General features: G+C 69.8%; 13 protein-coding genes and 1 riboswitch. Of the genes, 6 read left to right on the top strand and 7 right to left on the bottom strand.

Annotation, left to right across the window (positions count from 1 at the left end; genetic code table 11):
• Window positions 1-14: 14 nt before the first annotated feature.
• A riboswitch (cyclic di-GMP riboswitch) is annotated at window positions 15-89 on the bottom strand.
• Window positions 90-340: 251 nt separating this feature from the next.
• Window positions 341-1,012: a peroxiredoxin-like family protein gene (locus ACX80P_RS10640; RefSeq protein WP_459278038.1), complete on the top strand. Its 672-nt coding sequence runs from the start codon at window positions 341-343 to the stop codon at window positions 1,010-1,012.
• A gap of 46 nt (window positions 1,013-1,058) precedes the next feature.
• Here the strand turns inward: ACX80P_RS10640 and ACX80P_RS10635 are convergent, their stop codons facing one another.
• Window positions 1,059-1,313, bottom strand: a complete 255-nt coding sequence (locus tag ACX80P_RS10635) for a hypothetical protein (protein ID WP_459278037.1) — start codon at window positions 1,311-1,313, stop codon at window positions 1,059-1,061.
• A 124-nt stretch (window positions 1,314-1,437) separates the two neighbouring features.
• Window positions 1,438-3,039 carry a sensor histidine kinase gene (locus tag ACX80P_RS10630; protein ID WP_459278036.1) on the bottom strand — a complete coding sequence of 534 codons (1,602 nt, stop codon included), beginning with the start codon at window positions 3,037-3,039 and terminating at the stop codon, window positions 1,438-1,440.
• 399 nt (window positions 3,040-3,438) lie between these two features.
• Between ACX80P_RS10630 and ACX80P_RS10625 the strand changes: the two genes are divergently transcribed.
• Entirely contained in the window at window positions 3,439-4,191 is a 753-nt protein-coding gene (locus ACX80P_RS10625; RefSeq protein ID WP_459278035.1) for a GAF and ANTAR domain-containing protein, read from the top strand.
• Between the two features lie 39 nt (window positions 4,192-4,230).
• Here ACX80P_RS10625 and ACX80P_RS10620 read toward each other — a convergent pair whose 3' ends face one another.
• A complete protein-coding gene (locus ACX80P_RS10620; protein WP_459278034.1) occupies window positions 4,231-4,986 on the bottom strand; it encodes an ANTAR domain-containing protein in 756 nt (251 codons plus the stop codon).
• An 82-nt stretch (window positions 4,987-5,068) separates the two neighbouring features.
• Window positions 5,069-5,644, bottom strand: coding sequence for a sigma-70 family RNA polymerase sigma factor (locus tag ACX80P_RS10615; RefSeq protein WP_459278033.1), 576 nt, complete (start codon window positions 5,642-5,644; stop codon window positions 5,069-5,071).
• 421 nt (window positions 5,645-6,065) lie between these two features.
• Between ACX80P_RS10615 and mgtA the strand changes: the two genes are divergently transcribed.
• A complete protein-coding gene (gene mgtA, locus ACX80P_RS10610; RefSeq protein WP_459278032.1) occupies window positions 6,066-8,756 on the top strand; it encodes a magnesium-translocating P-type ATPase in 2,691 nt (896 codons plus the stop codon).
• Here the strand turns inward: mgtA and sigJ are convergent.
• From sigJ to ACX80P_RS10595, 3 genes are all read right to left on the bottom strand, one after another.
• Window positions 8,691-9,626 carry an RNA polymerase sigma factor SigJ gene (gene sigJ / locus ACX80P_RS10605; protein ID WP_459278031.1) on the bottom strand — a complete coding sequence of 312 codons (936 nt, stop codon included), beginning with the start codon at window positions 9,624-9,626 and terminating at the stop codon, window positions 8,691-8,693. The two genes, mgtA and sigJ, sit on opposite strands and share 66 nt — an antisense overlap.
• A 5-nt stretch (window positions 9,627-9,631) precedes the next feature.
• On the bottom strand, window positions 9,632-10,861 hold the full coding sequence (locus ACX80P_RS10600) for an FAD-dependent oxidoreductase (RefSeq protein WP_459278204.1): 1,230 nt from the start codon (window positions 10,859-10,861) through the stop codon (window positions 9,632-9,634).
• 91 nt (window positions 10,862-10,952) lie between these two features.
• Entirely contained in the window at window positions 10,953-11,987 is a 1,035-nt protein-coding gene (locus tag ACX80P_RS10595) for a LacI family DNA-binding transcriptional regulator (protein WP_459278030.1), read from the bottom strand.
• 108 nt (window positions 11,988-12,095) lie between these two features.
• On the opposite strand from ACX80P_RS10595, the gene ACX80P_RS10590 reads away from it, so the two are divergent.
• The 3 genes from ACX80P_RS10590 to ACX80P_RS10580 all read left to right on the top strand — a co-directional run bounded on the left by ACX80P_RS10590 (window position 12,096) and on the right by ACX80P_RS10580 (window position 14,745).
• Entirely contained in the window at window positions 12,096-12,830 is a 735-nt protein-coding gene (locus ACX80P_RS10590) for a sugar phosphate isomerase/epimerase family protein (RefSeq protein WP_459278029.1), read from the top strand.
• Window positions 12,827-13,948: a Gfo/Idh/MocA family protein gene (locus ACX80P_RS10585; RefSeq protein WP_459278028.1), complete on the top strand. Its 1,122-nt coding sequence runs from the start codon at window positions 12,827-12,829 to the stop codon at window positions 13,946-13,948. The genes ACX80P_RS10590 and ACX80P_RS10585 overlap by 4 nt, the downstream gene beginning before the upstream one ends.
• A gap of 164 nt (window positions 13,949-14,112) precedes the next feature.
• Window positions 14,113-14,745 (top strand): uracil-DNA glycosylase family protein, encoded by a 633-nt coding sequence (locus ACX80P_RS10580; protein WP_459278027.1) that lies wholly within the window; start codon window positions 14,113-14,115, stop codon window positions 14,743-14,745.
• Window positions 14,746-14,811: the final 66 nt, after the last annotated feature.

Below are 14,811 nucleotides of genomic sequence, written 5' to 3'. Positions count from 1 at the left end.
CTGCACCTCGCTGGTTCGGTGGCTCGGCTGACCTCGAGGGTCCCGTGGCTTTGCGTCCCCGGCTCGCGCCGGGTTTGCCTTTGGCGCCGGGCGCTCGCCCGGGCGTGGTCGGTCCCCGCGCGGCAGCGGGTCCCACCCCATTGTCCTGCCGCACCTGCAGGGCAGGGGTCGGGTTCCGCCGAGGGATGGCACAGGAATCCGGCAGGTCTTCCGCAGCGTGCTCGACGGGTTTGTGACGCAGCGTAACGGCGGCCGGTCTTGGGAAAACGTGTGCCCTGCACCACAATTGGAGCAGCGACGGGTTCGAGGCACCCGCCGCCGATGCGCCGAGGGGGAACTGATGAATCAGAAACAGGCATTCACGGACACGATCGCTGCGCAGGTCGACGAGTTCAACACGATGTTCGACGCGCAGATCGGTCCGGCGCTCGCAGAGGTCTTCGCACTGGAGCAGGAGGACCTCCGCCGCGCGGGGGTCCCGGAAGGAATCGCCCGCGTCGGCGAGCAGCTTCCCGATGCCCTCCTGTACGGGGACGGGGGATGCCCGGTGCAGTTGCGTGAGGTCCTCGGGGCCGCTGCCGCGATCATCGTCTTCTACCGCGGCGGCTGGTGCCCCTACTGCAGAATCACCCTGCAGACCTACCAGCGGGAACTGGGCCCCCTCGCGGAATCCTTCGGGACACAGCTCATGGCGATCAGCCCGCAGGACCCGGAGATCGCGCACAAGACGGCGCGGGAGAGGGGCCTGTACCTCCCGCTGTACTCCGACGCGGGGAACACCCTCGCCTCCCGGCTCGGGATCGTCGCCTCGCCGAGCCCCGAGTCGACGCTGGCGCGGATCGCCCTGGGGGTGGACGTCGCAGGGTCCAACATGGACCGGACGCCGAGGATCCCCTTCCCCACGGTGATCGTCGCCGACGCGACCGGCACCATCCGCTTCATCGACGTGCACGCCGACTACACGAGCCGCACGGAGACCCGCGACATCATCGATGCCCTCGTAGCGCTCTGAGCGAGGTCCGTCGGGTGCCGTCCCGGCGCGACCGTCGCCGGCGGGATCAGGCCTCCTTCGCCTCGCTGTCGGCGTCGACCTCGGGGGCCGGGGCGTCGCGGACCAGCTGGCGGCGGTCGAGTTCCTCCCGCAGCTCGTGGTGCTGTCCTTCGGTCTCCGGGTCCACCTCACCGTCCCGGATGTACTGTGCATCCCTGGACCGGTGATTCCTGCTGTTCAGGATGTCCAGGTCATCCCGATCGATCGACGTCAGATCCTCCGGGAAGATCTTCTCCGGGTCCAACCTGCTGCTATCACTCACGAAGTGCCTCATTCAGGTACCAAGAACTCAAGGGCCCCGCTTCTAGAGGCGAGAACGACACTACCTCACCGTCTTCGGAAGTTCCGAGTGGTCCCTCCCCTCGCCCCGGAGGGGGCGGGGACGCTCAGCCTTCCTGGGTGCTGAGGGGTGCGACGAGCAGAACCTGTGTCCCCTGGCCGTGGGTGCTCGAGATGGACAGAGTGGCGTCGCAGAGTTCGGCCTGGCGTTGCATCCGGGCCAGGCCGGGCCAGGACGACGGGTCCGTGAGTCCCCGCCCGTCGTCGGTGACTCCCATCTCGAGGCGATCGGGGTGTGCCTGCAGAGTGATCATGATGGAGCGCGCTGCGGCGTGACGGAGTGCGCGGGACAGGCTCTCCCGGAGGACTCCCTGCACATGATCGGCCAGTTCGGGGTCGACTGCAGCGTCGAGGGGGCCGGAGAGGTGCAGCACGGGATGAGGGAGGTGCCCTTCGACCGTGGTCGCCACGAGGGCGAAGATCCCGGCGCTGAAGGTCGAGGTGATCCGCGGGACCGACCGCAGTGAGTAGATGGTGTCGCGCATCTCCCTGATCGTGGCATCGAGTTCGGTGGTCACAGTGCCGATGCGTTCGAGCGCTTTGCGATCCGTGAGGTGCCCGCGGAGGACCTGGATGCTCAACCCTGCCGCGAACAGGCGCTGGATGACGAGGTCGTGGAGATCGCGCGCAATCCTGTCCCGGTTGCCGAACACCGCTTCCTGCGCCCGCCACCGATGCGCCCGCAGGAGTTCCAGGGCCAACGACGCATGGGACGTGAACGTCCGCACCATGTCGTGGTCGACGTCGGTGAACGGGACACCTGCCCGGCGGCCGAACAGGAGGTACTCCCGCTCTCCCGACCCTGCCAACCGGACACACAGGGCCGTGGACGGGACAAGCGGGGAGGAGCAGGGCAGCAGGAGCGCGATATCCGCGGCTGTCAGCAGCAGCGGAGGAGAGGCTGCCGTGAGACCGTCCAGCAGTGCCGGATAGTTCACGGAGCCGCCGTTATAGGAGCCGGCGTCCGCTCCGGCAGCTGCCTCGCAGTGGAGGCCCTGCTGGTCGCCGACCTCGCGGAGAACGAGGACGACGTCGCTGTGCGATGCCCGCAGCGCGAAGTGCGCGACCGACTCCGAGTCGGTTCGGGCCGGATCGGTCTGTTCGAGGATCCCGCGGACGGCCTCGAGGCCTCCCTCGAGCCACCGGCTCCGGCGCGTCGAGTCGTCGAACAGCCGGGAGTTCGCGATGGCGATGGCGGCCGCGGCGGCCAGAGCGACGAGGAGTTTCTCGTCGATGCCGGTGAATCCGCCTCCGTCGTTCTTCTCGGTGAGGTACAGGTTCCCGAAGACCCTGTCCCGGATCCGGATGGGGACGTCGACGAAGGTTCTCACCCCCGGCTTCCGTGGATCCTCCTGTCCCCGGGGCAGGGGAGCGGTCTCGTCGGTCCCGGATCCGACGGTGATGAAGGCGCTGAGCAATCCGTCCGGCCCGATCACACCCAGCGCCCCGTAGCGTGCACCGACCAGTTCGCAGGCAGCCGACACGACCCGCTCCAGGACGCTGTTGAGGTCGATGTCCTCGGCCATGGCACCGAACGCCCCGACGAGGGCGCCGAGGCCGGCGGACGTCCCGGGGAGCAGCGTCGTCCCAGGGGCGGTCACTGCCGGGAGATGCTGTGCAGGAGCCACGAGCCCTGGCGCGTCGTTCATTGTCTCAGGATGCATGATCGAGGCGGTCTGCCGCAGGGGTATTTCCCGACGGTCCGTGACTTGCATATGCCCGGTCGGCCCACGGGAGGCCTGAACAGGAGTGCAGGGCGGTGAGCCCTGCACCCCTGCCGCCCCCGGTGCCGGCTGCTTGACCCGAGGACTCTTCCCAGTCAAGAGCCGATCCGGCAGGGGATCAACTCGTGCACTTCCAGCCCATCCGTCAGGAAAGTGTGTGTGGAAGCAGTCGATGCGGGTGGCGGAGAGGGGCGGGCCGGGGGAGGTGCTCGAGGCAGCAGCGGTGGAATGCAGGTACATGTGCCAATCTGTAGTGGTGAACGCTTCGAACGAGCAGGAGATGACCCGTGGTGGATGCGGTCCGGCTGCTGGAAGGCACGAACGATGAGCGAGGATTCCGCGGTCGACAGGGGCATGCCCTCGTCCCATTTCGGTGGCAGTGACCGGGAGCGTGATCTCGCCACGGAGCTGGCGGAGCTGGCCCGGTCGCTGCAGCAGGAACCGGATTCGGAGGCGGTCCTCGCCGGGTTCGTCCACGCGGCCCTGGAACTGATCCCGGGTGCTGACGAAGGGTCCGTCAGCGTGGTCCTGGGACGGAAGAACGTGGGGTCGCGGGCGCCGTCCGGGGAGCTTCCCGAGCGCATCGACGCGCTGCAGATGGAGACCGGGGAGGGTCCGTGCCTGGAGGCGGCGTACGAGCACCGGACCGTCCGGGTGCCGGACATGGCGCACGAAGAGCGGTGGCCGCTCTTCGCCCGGCGGGCCACGGAGGCCGGCGCCCGGGGGATGCTGTCGATCCAGTTGTGGGTCGAGGGCGATGACCTCGGGGCCCTGAATCTCTATTCGCACGAGGCGGACGCGTTCACCGACGAGTCGGAGAACATCGGTCTGCTGGTGGCCTCCCATGCCTCGGTGGCGTTCGCCGAGGCCGAGAAGAGCCGGCAGCTGCGTGCGGCGGTGGACTCCCGGGACATCATCGGCCAGGCCAAGGGCATCCTCATGGAACGTCACAAGATCACCGGGGCCCAGGCGTTCATCGTGCTGTCGATGGCCAGCCAGCGCACGCACCTGAAGCTCTGGGGCGTCGCCGACCACCTCATCAACAGCGGCGAACTCCCCCAGCGGAAGGCGCGCTAGCGCACCAGGGATGCCGGCGCCCGCTGCAGATGACCTCCGTCAGTGGTCGAAGTGCGTGGTGAGAGGTTCCGACTGCCCCACCGAGGCCAGGATGCCGGCGGCGAGCTCGGCGAGCTTCACGTTCCGTGTGGAGGACGCCTGCCGGAGGATCGCGAACGCCTCCTGCTGCGTACACCTGTTCTGGGCCATGATCGCCCCGATGGCCGTGTCGATGGTGGTGCGGTTCGCCATGGCGGCTTTGAGGTGCTGGGTGTCCTCGCTGAGTTTCGCGATCCGGACGGCCAAGCGAAGGGACCGTGAGGCGTCGCGCGCGAGGCCCTCCGCCACGGTGATGCCCTTGGCGTCAAAGGCATCCGGGGAGGTGGAGTAGAAATCCAGCCCGGCGCTCGCCCCGTCCTCGAGACGGATGGGAATGCCGAGGGCCGACCGCAGGCCGTGGGACGCGATGGCCCTCCGGTACTCGGGGAAGCGCCGTTCCGTGAGGAAGTCCCGGATGTAGATGGTCTCCCCGGTACGCGCAGCCCGGAGGCAGGGGCCGTCGTCGAACCCGTACTGGACCTCGTCGACCTCACGGGCCCTGTCGCTGCTGCTGGCCACGGTGATCATGGATCGTGGGCGGAGGAGCGTGACGCCGCAGAACACCTCACCGTATGCGCCGCTGAACGCCTCGGAGGCTATGGTCGCCAGCCCCGTGAGGAAGTCCTTCACGTCGCCGCTTTCGAGGACCATGTCCTGCAGGAGCGCGGTGACCGGGTCGCGGTCGATCTCGCGGGCAAGGTCCTTCTCGTCGGGCATGGGGCTGATTCCTTGAACGAAGCGGTCGGCGGGTCCGGAACCCTGGTTGTGTCGAGGTGCAGACGCGGAATCCTCCAGAGAACTATACGACCTGAGTGTCCTGCAGGGAGGTCCGGAGGCGTTTGATCCCGTCCCGGATCCGGGTCTTGGCCGTCGACCCTGGGATGCCGAGGTGCTCGGCGACCTCGAGGTAGGTCAGACCCGCGTAGTAGGCGAGGTGGATCGCCTCGCGCTGAGCCGCGGACAGGGTCCGAAGGCCTGCCCGGAGCGTCTCGGCCTCCGCCTGCTGCAGGACCGTGTCCGCGACCTGGTCGTAGGCGATGTCCTGATTCGTGATGCCCCATTTCAGGTCCCTGGTCCGGTGGGATTCCTCGGACCGGACCTTGTCCACCGCGCGCCGGTGCGTGACCGTCATGATCCACGACATCGCGCTCCCCAGGCCGGGGTCGAAGCGCGCGGCGGCGCCCTGCCAGAGGGCGAGGAAGACGTCCTGCGTCGTCTCCGAACTCATCTCGGCATCGAGGAGCACCTTCCGGGCAAGCCCGTACACGCGGGGGGAGGTCTGCCTGTACAGGTCCTCGAGCGCCTGTGCGTCACCCTGCCCGACCCGGAGGAGCAAGGACTCGATGTCCCACACGCGGCGGCCGTCGCCGATCACGGCGGACGCACCGGATGATGCAGATCCAGGGCCGGGGGCTGTCGGGGGCGTGAGAAGAGCGCGAACCGGGACCTGGGCAGGATGCATGGGCGTGAGACCTTCTGATGACCATCGGTGATTGCTAAAGAATCTAACGACAGCAAACCACACCAGCACCAGCCGCGGACAGCAGAATCCAGTGGGATGCGCAGATCCCCTGTGCACGGTCCGTCGAGAACGGAAGGGGTCTCCCTGTCCCGCGTGGACCTCGACACCCTCCGATGCGGGCATGCTGTGCTCGAGCTGCTCTCCCGCGTGTGAGGTCCGCCGGCCCGGGCGATGCTGTTCACCCCGGAAGGGTATTCCGCTCCTCCCTTTTCGTCGACGGTGGTCGTACTCTGTTCCGACAGCTCGAGCAGTCGCACCAGCGGACGGATCCGGCATGCCCCACTTCGACCACGATCAGCGGGCCCTTGCGCCGCCACCCATCGTGAGCGTGGCCGGCGTCGGCGTCGAGCAGGTCCTGGACCGGGTGGGCTCGGGTCCGGCAGGGCTGTCGGAACAGGAAGCGGCCGCGCGGCTTGCGGAGCTCGGCCCCAATGCCGTCGTCTCCCACCGGGTGAGCGGCTGGCTGGTCCTGCGGCGGCAGTGGGCCAGCCCCATCCTGATCCTCCTGCTGATCACCGCGGCGGTGTCCATGGTCCTGGGGGACACGACGAACGCGCTGGTGATCGGGGTGATCCTCCTGATGAGTGTCGGGCTCGGCTTCCTCAACGAATTCCGGGCCGAACGCGCGGCGGCATCCCTGCACTCCCGGATCACGCACCAGGCCCTGGTGCGTCGCGACGGCAGGACGGTGACGACGGACGTGACGGCGGTGGTCGTGGGCGACGTCGTCCAGCTCGGCCTCGGCACGATCGTCCCCGCTGATCTCCGGCTGCTGGAAACGGGGAACCTGCTCTGCGACGAGAGCATCCTCACGGGGGAATCCCTGCCGGCCCTGAAGGATGCGGCGCCTGTGCCGGGCACGGCTCTGGCTGAGCTCGCCTCGTGCGCGTTCATGGGCACTGTCGTCCACGGCGGTGACGGGACCGGCGTGGTCGTGGCCACCGGAAGCAGCACCCAGTTCGGCCGGATCGCGTCAGGGCTCGGAGAACGACAGCCGCAGACGGAGTTCCAGACCGGGCTCAAACGGTTCTCGTTCCTGCTGCTGCAGGTCGCCCTCGGACTGACCACCCTCATCTTCGTCGGCAACCTGCTCCTGCAGCGCCCGGTCCTGGAATCCCTGCTGTTCTCGCTGGCCATCGCGGTCGGCATCACGCCGCAACTGCTGCCGGCCGTCGTCAGCACCAGTCTGGCGACGGGCACGCGCCAACTGGCCCGGCGGAAGGTGCTGGTGAAACGCCTCGTGTGCATCGAGGACCTGGGCGACATGGACGTGCTGGTCACGGACAAGACCGGAACCCTGACCGATGGCAGGATCGCCTACACGGGCGTCGTCCCTGCGAACCCCGCGATGACCGGCGACGACCTGCTCACCCTGGGGCTGCTGGCAACGGAGGCTGACTACGCCACGGCCAGGCTCTCCGCAGCGGGGCAGAATCCCCTGGATGCCGCGCTCTGGGCCAGTCCGGACGCCGCGCGGCTCGACCTGACGCGCTTCCTCCGCCTGGGAGTCATCGGCTTCGACCATCAGCGACGACGCACGACCGTGCTCGTCGAGGAGGCGGGAAGCACGGAACTGCTCATCACCAAGGGCGCACCGGAGGACGTCCTGGCCCTCTGCCGCCCTGCATCACCCGCCATGCTGGCGGCCCTGGATGAACAGTTCGACGCCGGAGCCCGCGTGGTGGCGGTGGCCACCCGGAGGATGCCGGGACGGCGCAGCCTCACCGAGGCCGACGAACTCGACCTCACCCTCGCCGGCCTCCTGGTCTTCCTGGACCGGCCCAAAGCCGACGTGAAGGAATCACTGGACCAGCTCGAAGCACTGGGCATCACGGTGAAGATCGCCACGGGGGACAATGCCAGGGTCGCGGAGTCCGTCTGCGCGGAGATCGGCGTGGTGTCCAGCGGCACACTGACCGGCGCCGACGTCGATGCGCTCTCCGACGAGGCCCTGGCGTCCGCTGCGCGGGACGCGACGATCTTCGCCCGGGTCTCACCCGAGCACAAGGCGCGCATCATCACCGCGCTCCGCCGGAGCGGGGGATCCGTCGGGTTCATGGGGGACGGCGTCAACGACGCCCTGGCCCTGCACAGGGCCGACATCGGGATCTCCGTCGACACCGGCATGGACGTCGCCAAGGAAGCCGCGGACGTGATCCTGCTCGACAAGGACCTCGGCGTCCTGGCCGAAGGCGTCAGGGAAGGACGGCGGATCTTCGCGAACACGATCAAGTACGTCCTCATGGGGACGTCCAGCAACTTCGGGAACATGTTCAGCGCCGCGACGGCGTCGGTGGTCCTGAGCTTCCTGCCCATGCTCCCGGGGCAGATCCTGCTCAACAACCTGCTGTACGACACCGGGCAGATGGCCATCCCCAGCGACCGGGTGGACAGGGAACAACTCCAGGCCCCCGCCCACTGGGACATCGCCTTCATCCGCCGCTTCATGGTCCTCTTCGGGCCGATCAGTTCGATCTTCGACTTCGCCACCTTCGCCCTCATGCTCATCGCGTTCGACGCCGTGCCCGGCGAGTTCCGCGCCGGGTGGTTCATCGAATCGATCGCCACCCAGACCCTGATCATCTTCGTGATCCGCACGCGCAGGGTCCCGTTCCTGCGCAGCCGGCCCTCCATCGGTCTGACCGTCGCATCCCTCGGCGTCGTCGTCGCGGGGGTCGCCCTGCCGCTGTCGCCCCTGGGTCCCGTCCTGGGCTTCGACCCGCTCCCTGCACCGTTCTTCCTCGCCCTCGCGGGCATGGTGCTGGTGTACCTGGCCCTCGTCGAGATCGCCAAACAGTGGTTCTTCTCCCGGGCACGCCAGGACCTGCCCGTCACGCCGTACCGCGTTCCCCGACGGCACGCGACCCACCACCTCAGTCGGCGGGCCTTCCACTTCACCTCACCCGCTCGACTGCCCCGGGCCGGTGAGGTGCCCTCCGCGGGAACCACCCGGCGGGAGGCCTGACACCCCGGGTCCGCCCAGTTTGTCCGGGTTGCGCACCAGGTAGATCCCGCTGATCCTGCCCAGCCCGTCCACCCTCACCGCCACGGTCAGTTCCAGTCGGTCCCCCGCACGGACCAGGATCCCCTGGCCGCCATTGAGCGGGCCGATGTCCACGCGCGCCTCCGGCGTCAGCGTGCGCGCGATCTTCAGCAGGAACCCCGCGATCGCCGAGGCCCCCAGGATCGGCTTGCGGGCCGCCACCACCCTGCCGCCCCCGTCCGAGAGCAGGACGGCGTCGGGGGCCAGTACATCCATCAGGGCCTGGAGGTCGCCGGTGCCCACGGCGGACCGGAAGGCCTCGAGCGCTGCCGCGCCGTCCCCCGTGCCGGCCACTGGACGATCGGCGGCGCCGATCCGGGCCCGGGCCCGCACGGCGATCTGCCGCACGGCGGCCTGGCTCTTGCCGAGCGCCTCGGCAACCGCAGGGTAGGGCAGCCCGAAGACGTCGTGGAGCATGAACACGGCACGCTGCTCGGGGGTGGCCTGCAGCAGCACCACCGACAGGGCGTAGCTGAGCTGCTCGCTCAGGAGCAGGCGATGCTCGGGGTCGTCGGTCTCGGCCACGAGGGGCTCGGGCAGCCAGGGCCCGGGGTAGGACTCGCGGCGGCGGGAGACCGTCCGGATCGCGTTGAGCGCCGTCCGGGTGGCGATCGTCGCGAGGTAGGCCCGCGGGTCCCGGACCCCGGTCGCATCGACGCCCGCCCAGCGGAGGTAGCTGTCCTGGACGACGTCGTCGGCGTCGGCCCGGGTGCCGAGGATCTCGTAGGCGATCGCGAACACCATCGGGCGGTGCGCCGTGAACAGCTCGTCCTGCTCCGTCGAGGGGGCCATGGACCTCAGCCTACGGGCACCGCGGGGCCGGCCGGCCAGGTGTAGGACCCCGGCCTGCGCGCCTCCCCGGCCAGCCAACCGACCGTCAGGCGGCAGACCTTCTCCTTGCCCCATCCTCCGGGACGCCCGGCGAGCGCCCAGCGGCGGGCGGTGTCATCGGGGTGCACCAACTGCACGTGCCCCCGCCCCGCGCCGAGGTCCAGACACTGCGCGAGGTAGCCGATGTCGATCGCCGCAGGGGCAGAGCCGGCCAGGCGGGCGAGGACGTTGTCCGCGGCATGGGCGCCCATCGGCAGGGCGATTGCGCAGGACGCGCGCAGGTGGTCCCCAGCCGCTCCGATGACGGACACCGAGTCACCGGCACCGAGGATACGCCCCTGTCCCGGAACGGTGAGTGTGGCGTCCACGAGGAGCCGGCCCCGGCTGTCCACGGGCAGCCGGCTGTCCGCCGCGAGGGACGGCACGGCGAGGCCTGCCGTCCAGATGGTCGCCGCCGCGGCGGGGCGGGGCTGCGCGCCGGTGGGCTCCGCCGCCCTCGCCGCCGTCATCACGGTCGCCGTCGTCGTCGTCGCCGTCGTCGCCTCCGCCGCCCTCGCCGCCGTCGCCGCCGGAGTCACCGACCCTGTGGCCGTATCCACGCTCCCGCGTTCGACGGTGATGCCGAGGTGGCGCAGGCGGCGGGCCACCGCGTCCTTGCCGGTGAGGGGATGGGTCAGTCCCGACGGCGCGACGAGGGTGATCAGCAGATCGGGCCGCGCGACCGCGAGCACGCACGCCAGCTCGACGCCGGTGGGCCCGGTACCGGCGATCGTCACCGTGGCGCCGTGGGCCAAGGTCGTGAGGGCGTGCCGTGTCGCGGTTGCTGCCGCGGCATTGGTCACCGACAGCAGGGGAGTGGGCGGTTCGCCGCTGCCCACCGCGTACACGAGCCGGTCGAAACCGATCGGGTCGCGGCCCTGCAGCATGACCAGCCGACGATCGGCGTCGATCCGGAGCGCCCGGGCGGCGACGCGCCGTACCCGAGGGTGCAGCACCGCCGCCCAGTGCACGCCCGCCGTGTCGCGGCTGCCGGCGGCGACGCGGTGCAGCCGGATCCGCTCCGTGAACTGTGCCCCCGGATCCACCAGGGTGACCTCGACCGGGGGCCCGGCCTTCGTGCCTCCCGCGATCCGGTTCGCCGCCATCACCCCCGCGTATCCTCCGCCGACCACCACAACGCGCATCGTCCCGCTCATCACGCCTCACTTCCTCAGGAATCCTCGGACACACTTCGGACACCGCTCGCGGGCGGTCTGTGACAGCGGCGCGCAGCGCAGCCCGGGATGATCAGCCCGGGGCCGTACTGGACCTCACCACGAGGTCGCCGTGAGGCATGGACCTCGTCTGGATGCGCCCGGTGTCGAGCAGGGCGAGCAGGAGTTCCGCCGCCACCCGCCCCTGCATGGCGGGGTTGCGGGACAGGGCCGTCACGGCGGGAGCGGCGAGTCGGCAGTGCAGGGAGTCGTCCCAGCTGACGATCGCGACGTCGTCGGGGCAGCGCAGCCCGAGCTCGCGGAGGGCGAGGAGGCCGCCCATCGCCATGAGGTCGTTGCCGAACACCACGGCGGTCACCGGTGCCTCACCGGGACCCGCCTCCGATGCGCCGAGGAGGGTCGCCGCGGCGTCATGCCCGGACATGAGCGCGTAGTCCGCCTCCACCTGGGTCACCTCGATGCCGTGGCGTGCCGCTCGCTCCCGAACACCCCGGATGCGCTCCTTCTCGTGCACGAACCGGCGCGGGCCCGAGACATGCGCGATCCGCCGGTGTCCGCGGTCGTGGAGGTGCTCGACGATGGTGCTGGCGTCGGCGGCGTGGTCCGTCGTCGTCCCGGAGAACCCGGGGGCCACGGGTGATCCCGGTGCTCCGTGCAGGACGAACGGCATGCCCAGCCGGTCCAGCAGCGCGGGCCGCGGATCCTCGTGCAGGTGATCGAACACGAGGACGCCGTCGACCTTCCGTTCACCCGCCCAGCGTGCGTAGGTGGTCCGCTCCTGGGCGGGATCCCTGCCCACCATGCGCAGCATCAGGGCCATGTCCCCTTCGGCGAGGGCCGTCTCGACGCCCGCAAGCAGCCCCATGAAGTAGGGCTCCGTACCGATCAGCAGGGGATCGGCTGACAGCACCACCCCGACCGCGCCCGCGCGGGACCGGGAGAGGGCGCGCGCGGACGAGCTGGGGTACCAGTCGAGTTCCTCGGCGAGGTCCAGGACGCGGCGCCGGGTGAGTTCGCTGACCCCGGGCTGGCCGTTGAGCGCGTAGGAGACGGACGCCTTCGAGATGCCCAGTCTCTTCGCCAGGCCGGCGATGGTTTCCTTGGCCATGGCCTAAACGATAACTCCACGCAGTGCTTGACCGGCCCCGGTGGATCACCTAGGTTCGGGTCAGACCTGAACCGGTTCAGCACCCCTTTCCCAGCGAGGAGAATCCCCGTGAAGTATTCACTTCAGCTCTACACCCTGCGGACAGCACTGGGGGAGGACCTGCCCGGCACCATCAAGCGCGTCGCCGCACTCGGCTACACCGCCGTCGAGCCCTACAACTTCGTGGCCACCGCAGACGAACTCGCGGCCGCCCTCTCGCAGAGCGGGCTCGCCGCACCCTCCGGCCACGCGCCGCTCCTCCGGGCGGACCAGGACGAGATCTTCGAAGCCGCGCGCACGCTCGGCATCGGCACCGTGATCGACCCCCACGTGGAGCGCTCGCACTGGACCTCGGACGAGGACATCAGGGCCACCGCCGAGGCGCTCAACCAGGCCGCGAAGAAGGGTGCCGAGTACGGCATCACCGTCGGCTACCACAACCACGAATTCGAGCTCGAAGAGCGGATCGGCGGCACCTCCGCGCTGGAGGTCCTCGCCGGGTACCTGGACCCCGCGGTGGTCCTCGAGGTGGACACCTACTGGGCTGCCGTGGGCGGCGAGGATCCCGTGGAGCTGCTCCGCCGCCTCGGCGACCGCGTGCGGTTCGTCCACATCAAGGACGGCCCGCTCACCAGGAACGACAAGGAGCAGGTGGCCGTCGGTTCCGGCAGCATGCGTGTCTGGGACGTGCTCGACGCCGCCCCCGGGCTGGAGGCCGCCGTCGTCGAACTCGACGATTTCGACGGCGACATCTTCAGCGCCGTCGCCGGCAGCCTCGCGTACCTGGACGGAGGAAGGAAATGAGCACCTCCGCCCGGCGGACAGGGCCCGTCGGTGTCGCCGTCATCGGCGCAGGGGTCATCAGCAAGGAGTACCTGACCAACCTGACGGCCTTCCCGGACGTGAGGGTGCACATCGTGGCCGACATGGTGGAGGAGGTGGCCGCGGCCCGAGCCGCCGAGTTCGGCATCCCCGCCTCCGGCGGCCTGCAGGATGCACTGGACCACCCCGACGTCGAGATCGTCGTCAACCTGACCATCCCCGCCGCGCATGTCGAGGTCGCAACCGCCGTCGTCGAAGCAGGCAAGCACGTGTGGAGCGAGAAGCCCTTCTCGCTGGACCGCGAGAGCGGCATCGGCCTGCTGAAGACCGCCGACGCCGCCGGCATGCGCCTCGGCTGCGCCCCCGACACGTTCCTCGGCGCGGGACTGCAGACCGCGCTGCGCCTCGTGGCACGCGGCGACATCGGCGTCCCGTTGACGGCGCTCACCCTCATGCAGTCCCCGGGCCCCGAATCGTGGCACCCGAACCCCGCCTTCCTCTTCCAGGAGGGCGCCGGGCCGCTGTTCGACATGGGTCCCTACTACCTGACCGCCCTCGTCCAGACCTTCGGCGCGATCACGACGGTGGGAGGCTTCGGGTCGACGTCCAGGCGGACACGCACCATCGGATCCGGGCCGAGGGCCGGAGAGGTCTTCGACGTCACGGTGCCCTCCCACGTCAGCGCGATCGCCCAGTTCGCGGGCGGCGAGTCCTCGCAGAGCATCTTCAGTTTCGATTCTCCGCTCCAGCGCACCGGCTTCATCGAGGTCACCGGCACGGAGGCGACCCTCGCGTTCCCCGACCCGAACACCTTCACCGGGGAGCTCGTGCTCACGCGCCGCGGACGCGACGAGCCGGAGGTCATCCCGGCGGTCGGTGCAACGGCGACGCGCGGCAGCGGCGTGCTCGAGATGGCACGCGCCCTGCGCGAGGGGCGCCCGCACCGCGCCCAGGGCGAGATGGCCTACCACGTCCTCGACGCCATGGTCTCGATCGCGGAGAGCATCGCCACCGGCGGGTTCGTCCCGCTCTCCAGCACGGCGACCGCCGCCGAACCGCTGCCCGAGGACTGGGACCCGTACGCCGCAACCCTGACCTGAGTTCCCCCGCACGACCCGGTGGCCGCCGGCGCGCCGGCGAGGTCGGGTACCCGGCGGCGGCCGGTGGCCGGGACGCCCGCCGGGTACTGGCGTAGGGTAGGAAGTGCGGACACGTTCGCGCCACCTCTGGCGCCGTCCGCGAGGAGGCGGAATTGGTACAGCGTATGGCAGACCCCACGTACAGGGCGCAGCAGTGGGAACAACGATACGATCCGCAGATCGAGGACGTGAACCGGCTGTGTGACACCCTGGCCGAGTCGAAGCCGGGTTCGGCGGTCCCCTACATCGACCCGATCCATGACGTCGACGGCTGCAAGATCGTCAGTCTCTTCTCGAACCCCGGAGCATCCCTGCCCTCCGGCTTCGTCTCTTTCGAGAACGACGATCCGAGCTCGGTCCGCATGGCCGGGATCTACGACGCCGTCGGCCTGAGGCCCGATGCCTTCATGCCGTGGAACGCCCACCCCTGGTACCTGCCCGAGGGCAAGGAACGGGCGCTGACCATGGACCAGATCGCCGACGGCGTGAAACCCCTTCTCACCTTCCTGCAGCAGGTCCCCCGGGCGTCGGCACTCGTGGCGCACGGCGCGGACGCGCACAAGGCTGCCCGCCGGCTCATGAAGCTCGAGAACCGGGCCATCGCCAAGCGCGGCTTCAAGATCTACGAGGTGCGCTCCCCCGGGGAGCGGGCGTTCAAGGGAACGCCCGCCAACCAGGAGCTGTGGCTGAAGGAGATCCAGGCGGCCTACACCGACGCGATGGGCCGGGCCGGTATCCGCGCCCGCCAGTCCATCTAGGGTCTAGGGGCCCGGCGCCGATTCCGGCTACCCGATCGACGTCGGGGACCGCGTCCGCCACCACCC

The sequence above is a fragment of the Arthrobacter arabinosi genome (assembly GCF_054511115.1).
Note: the sequence above shows the minus strand (reverse complement) of the source record. Positions and strands in the feature narration are given on the sequence as shown.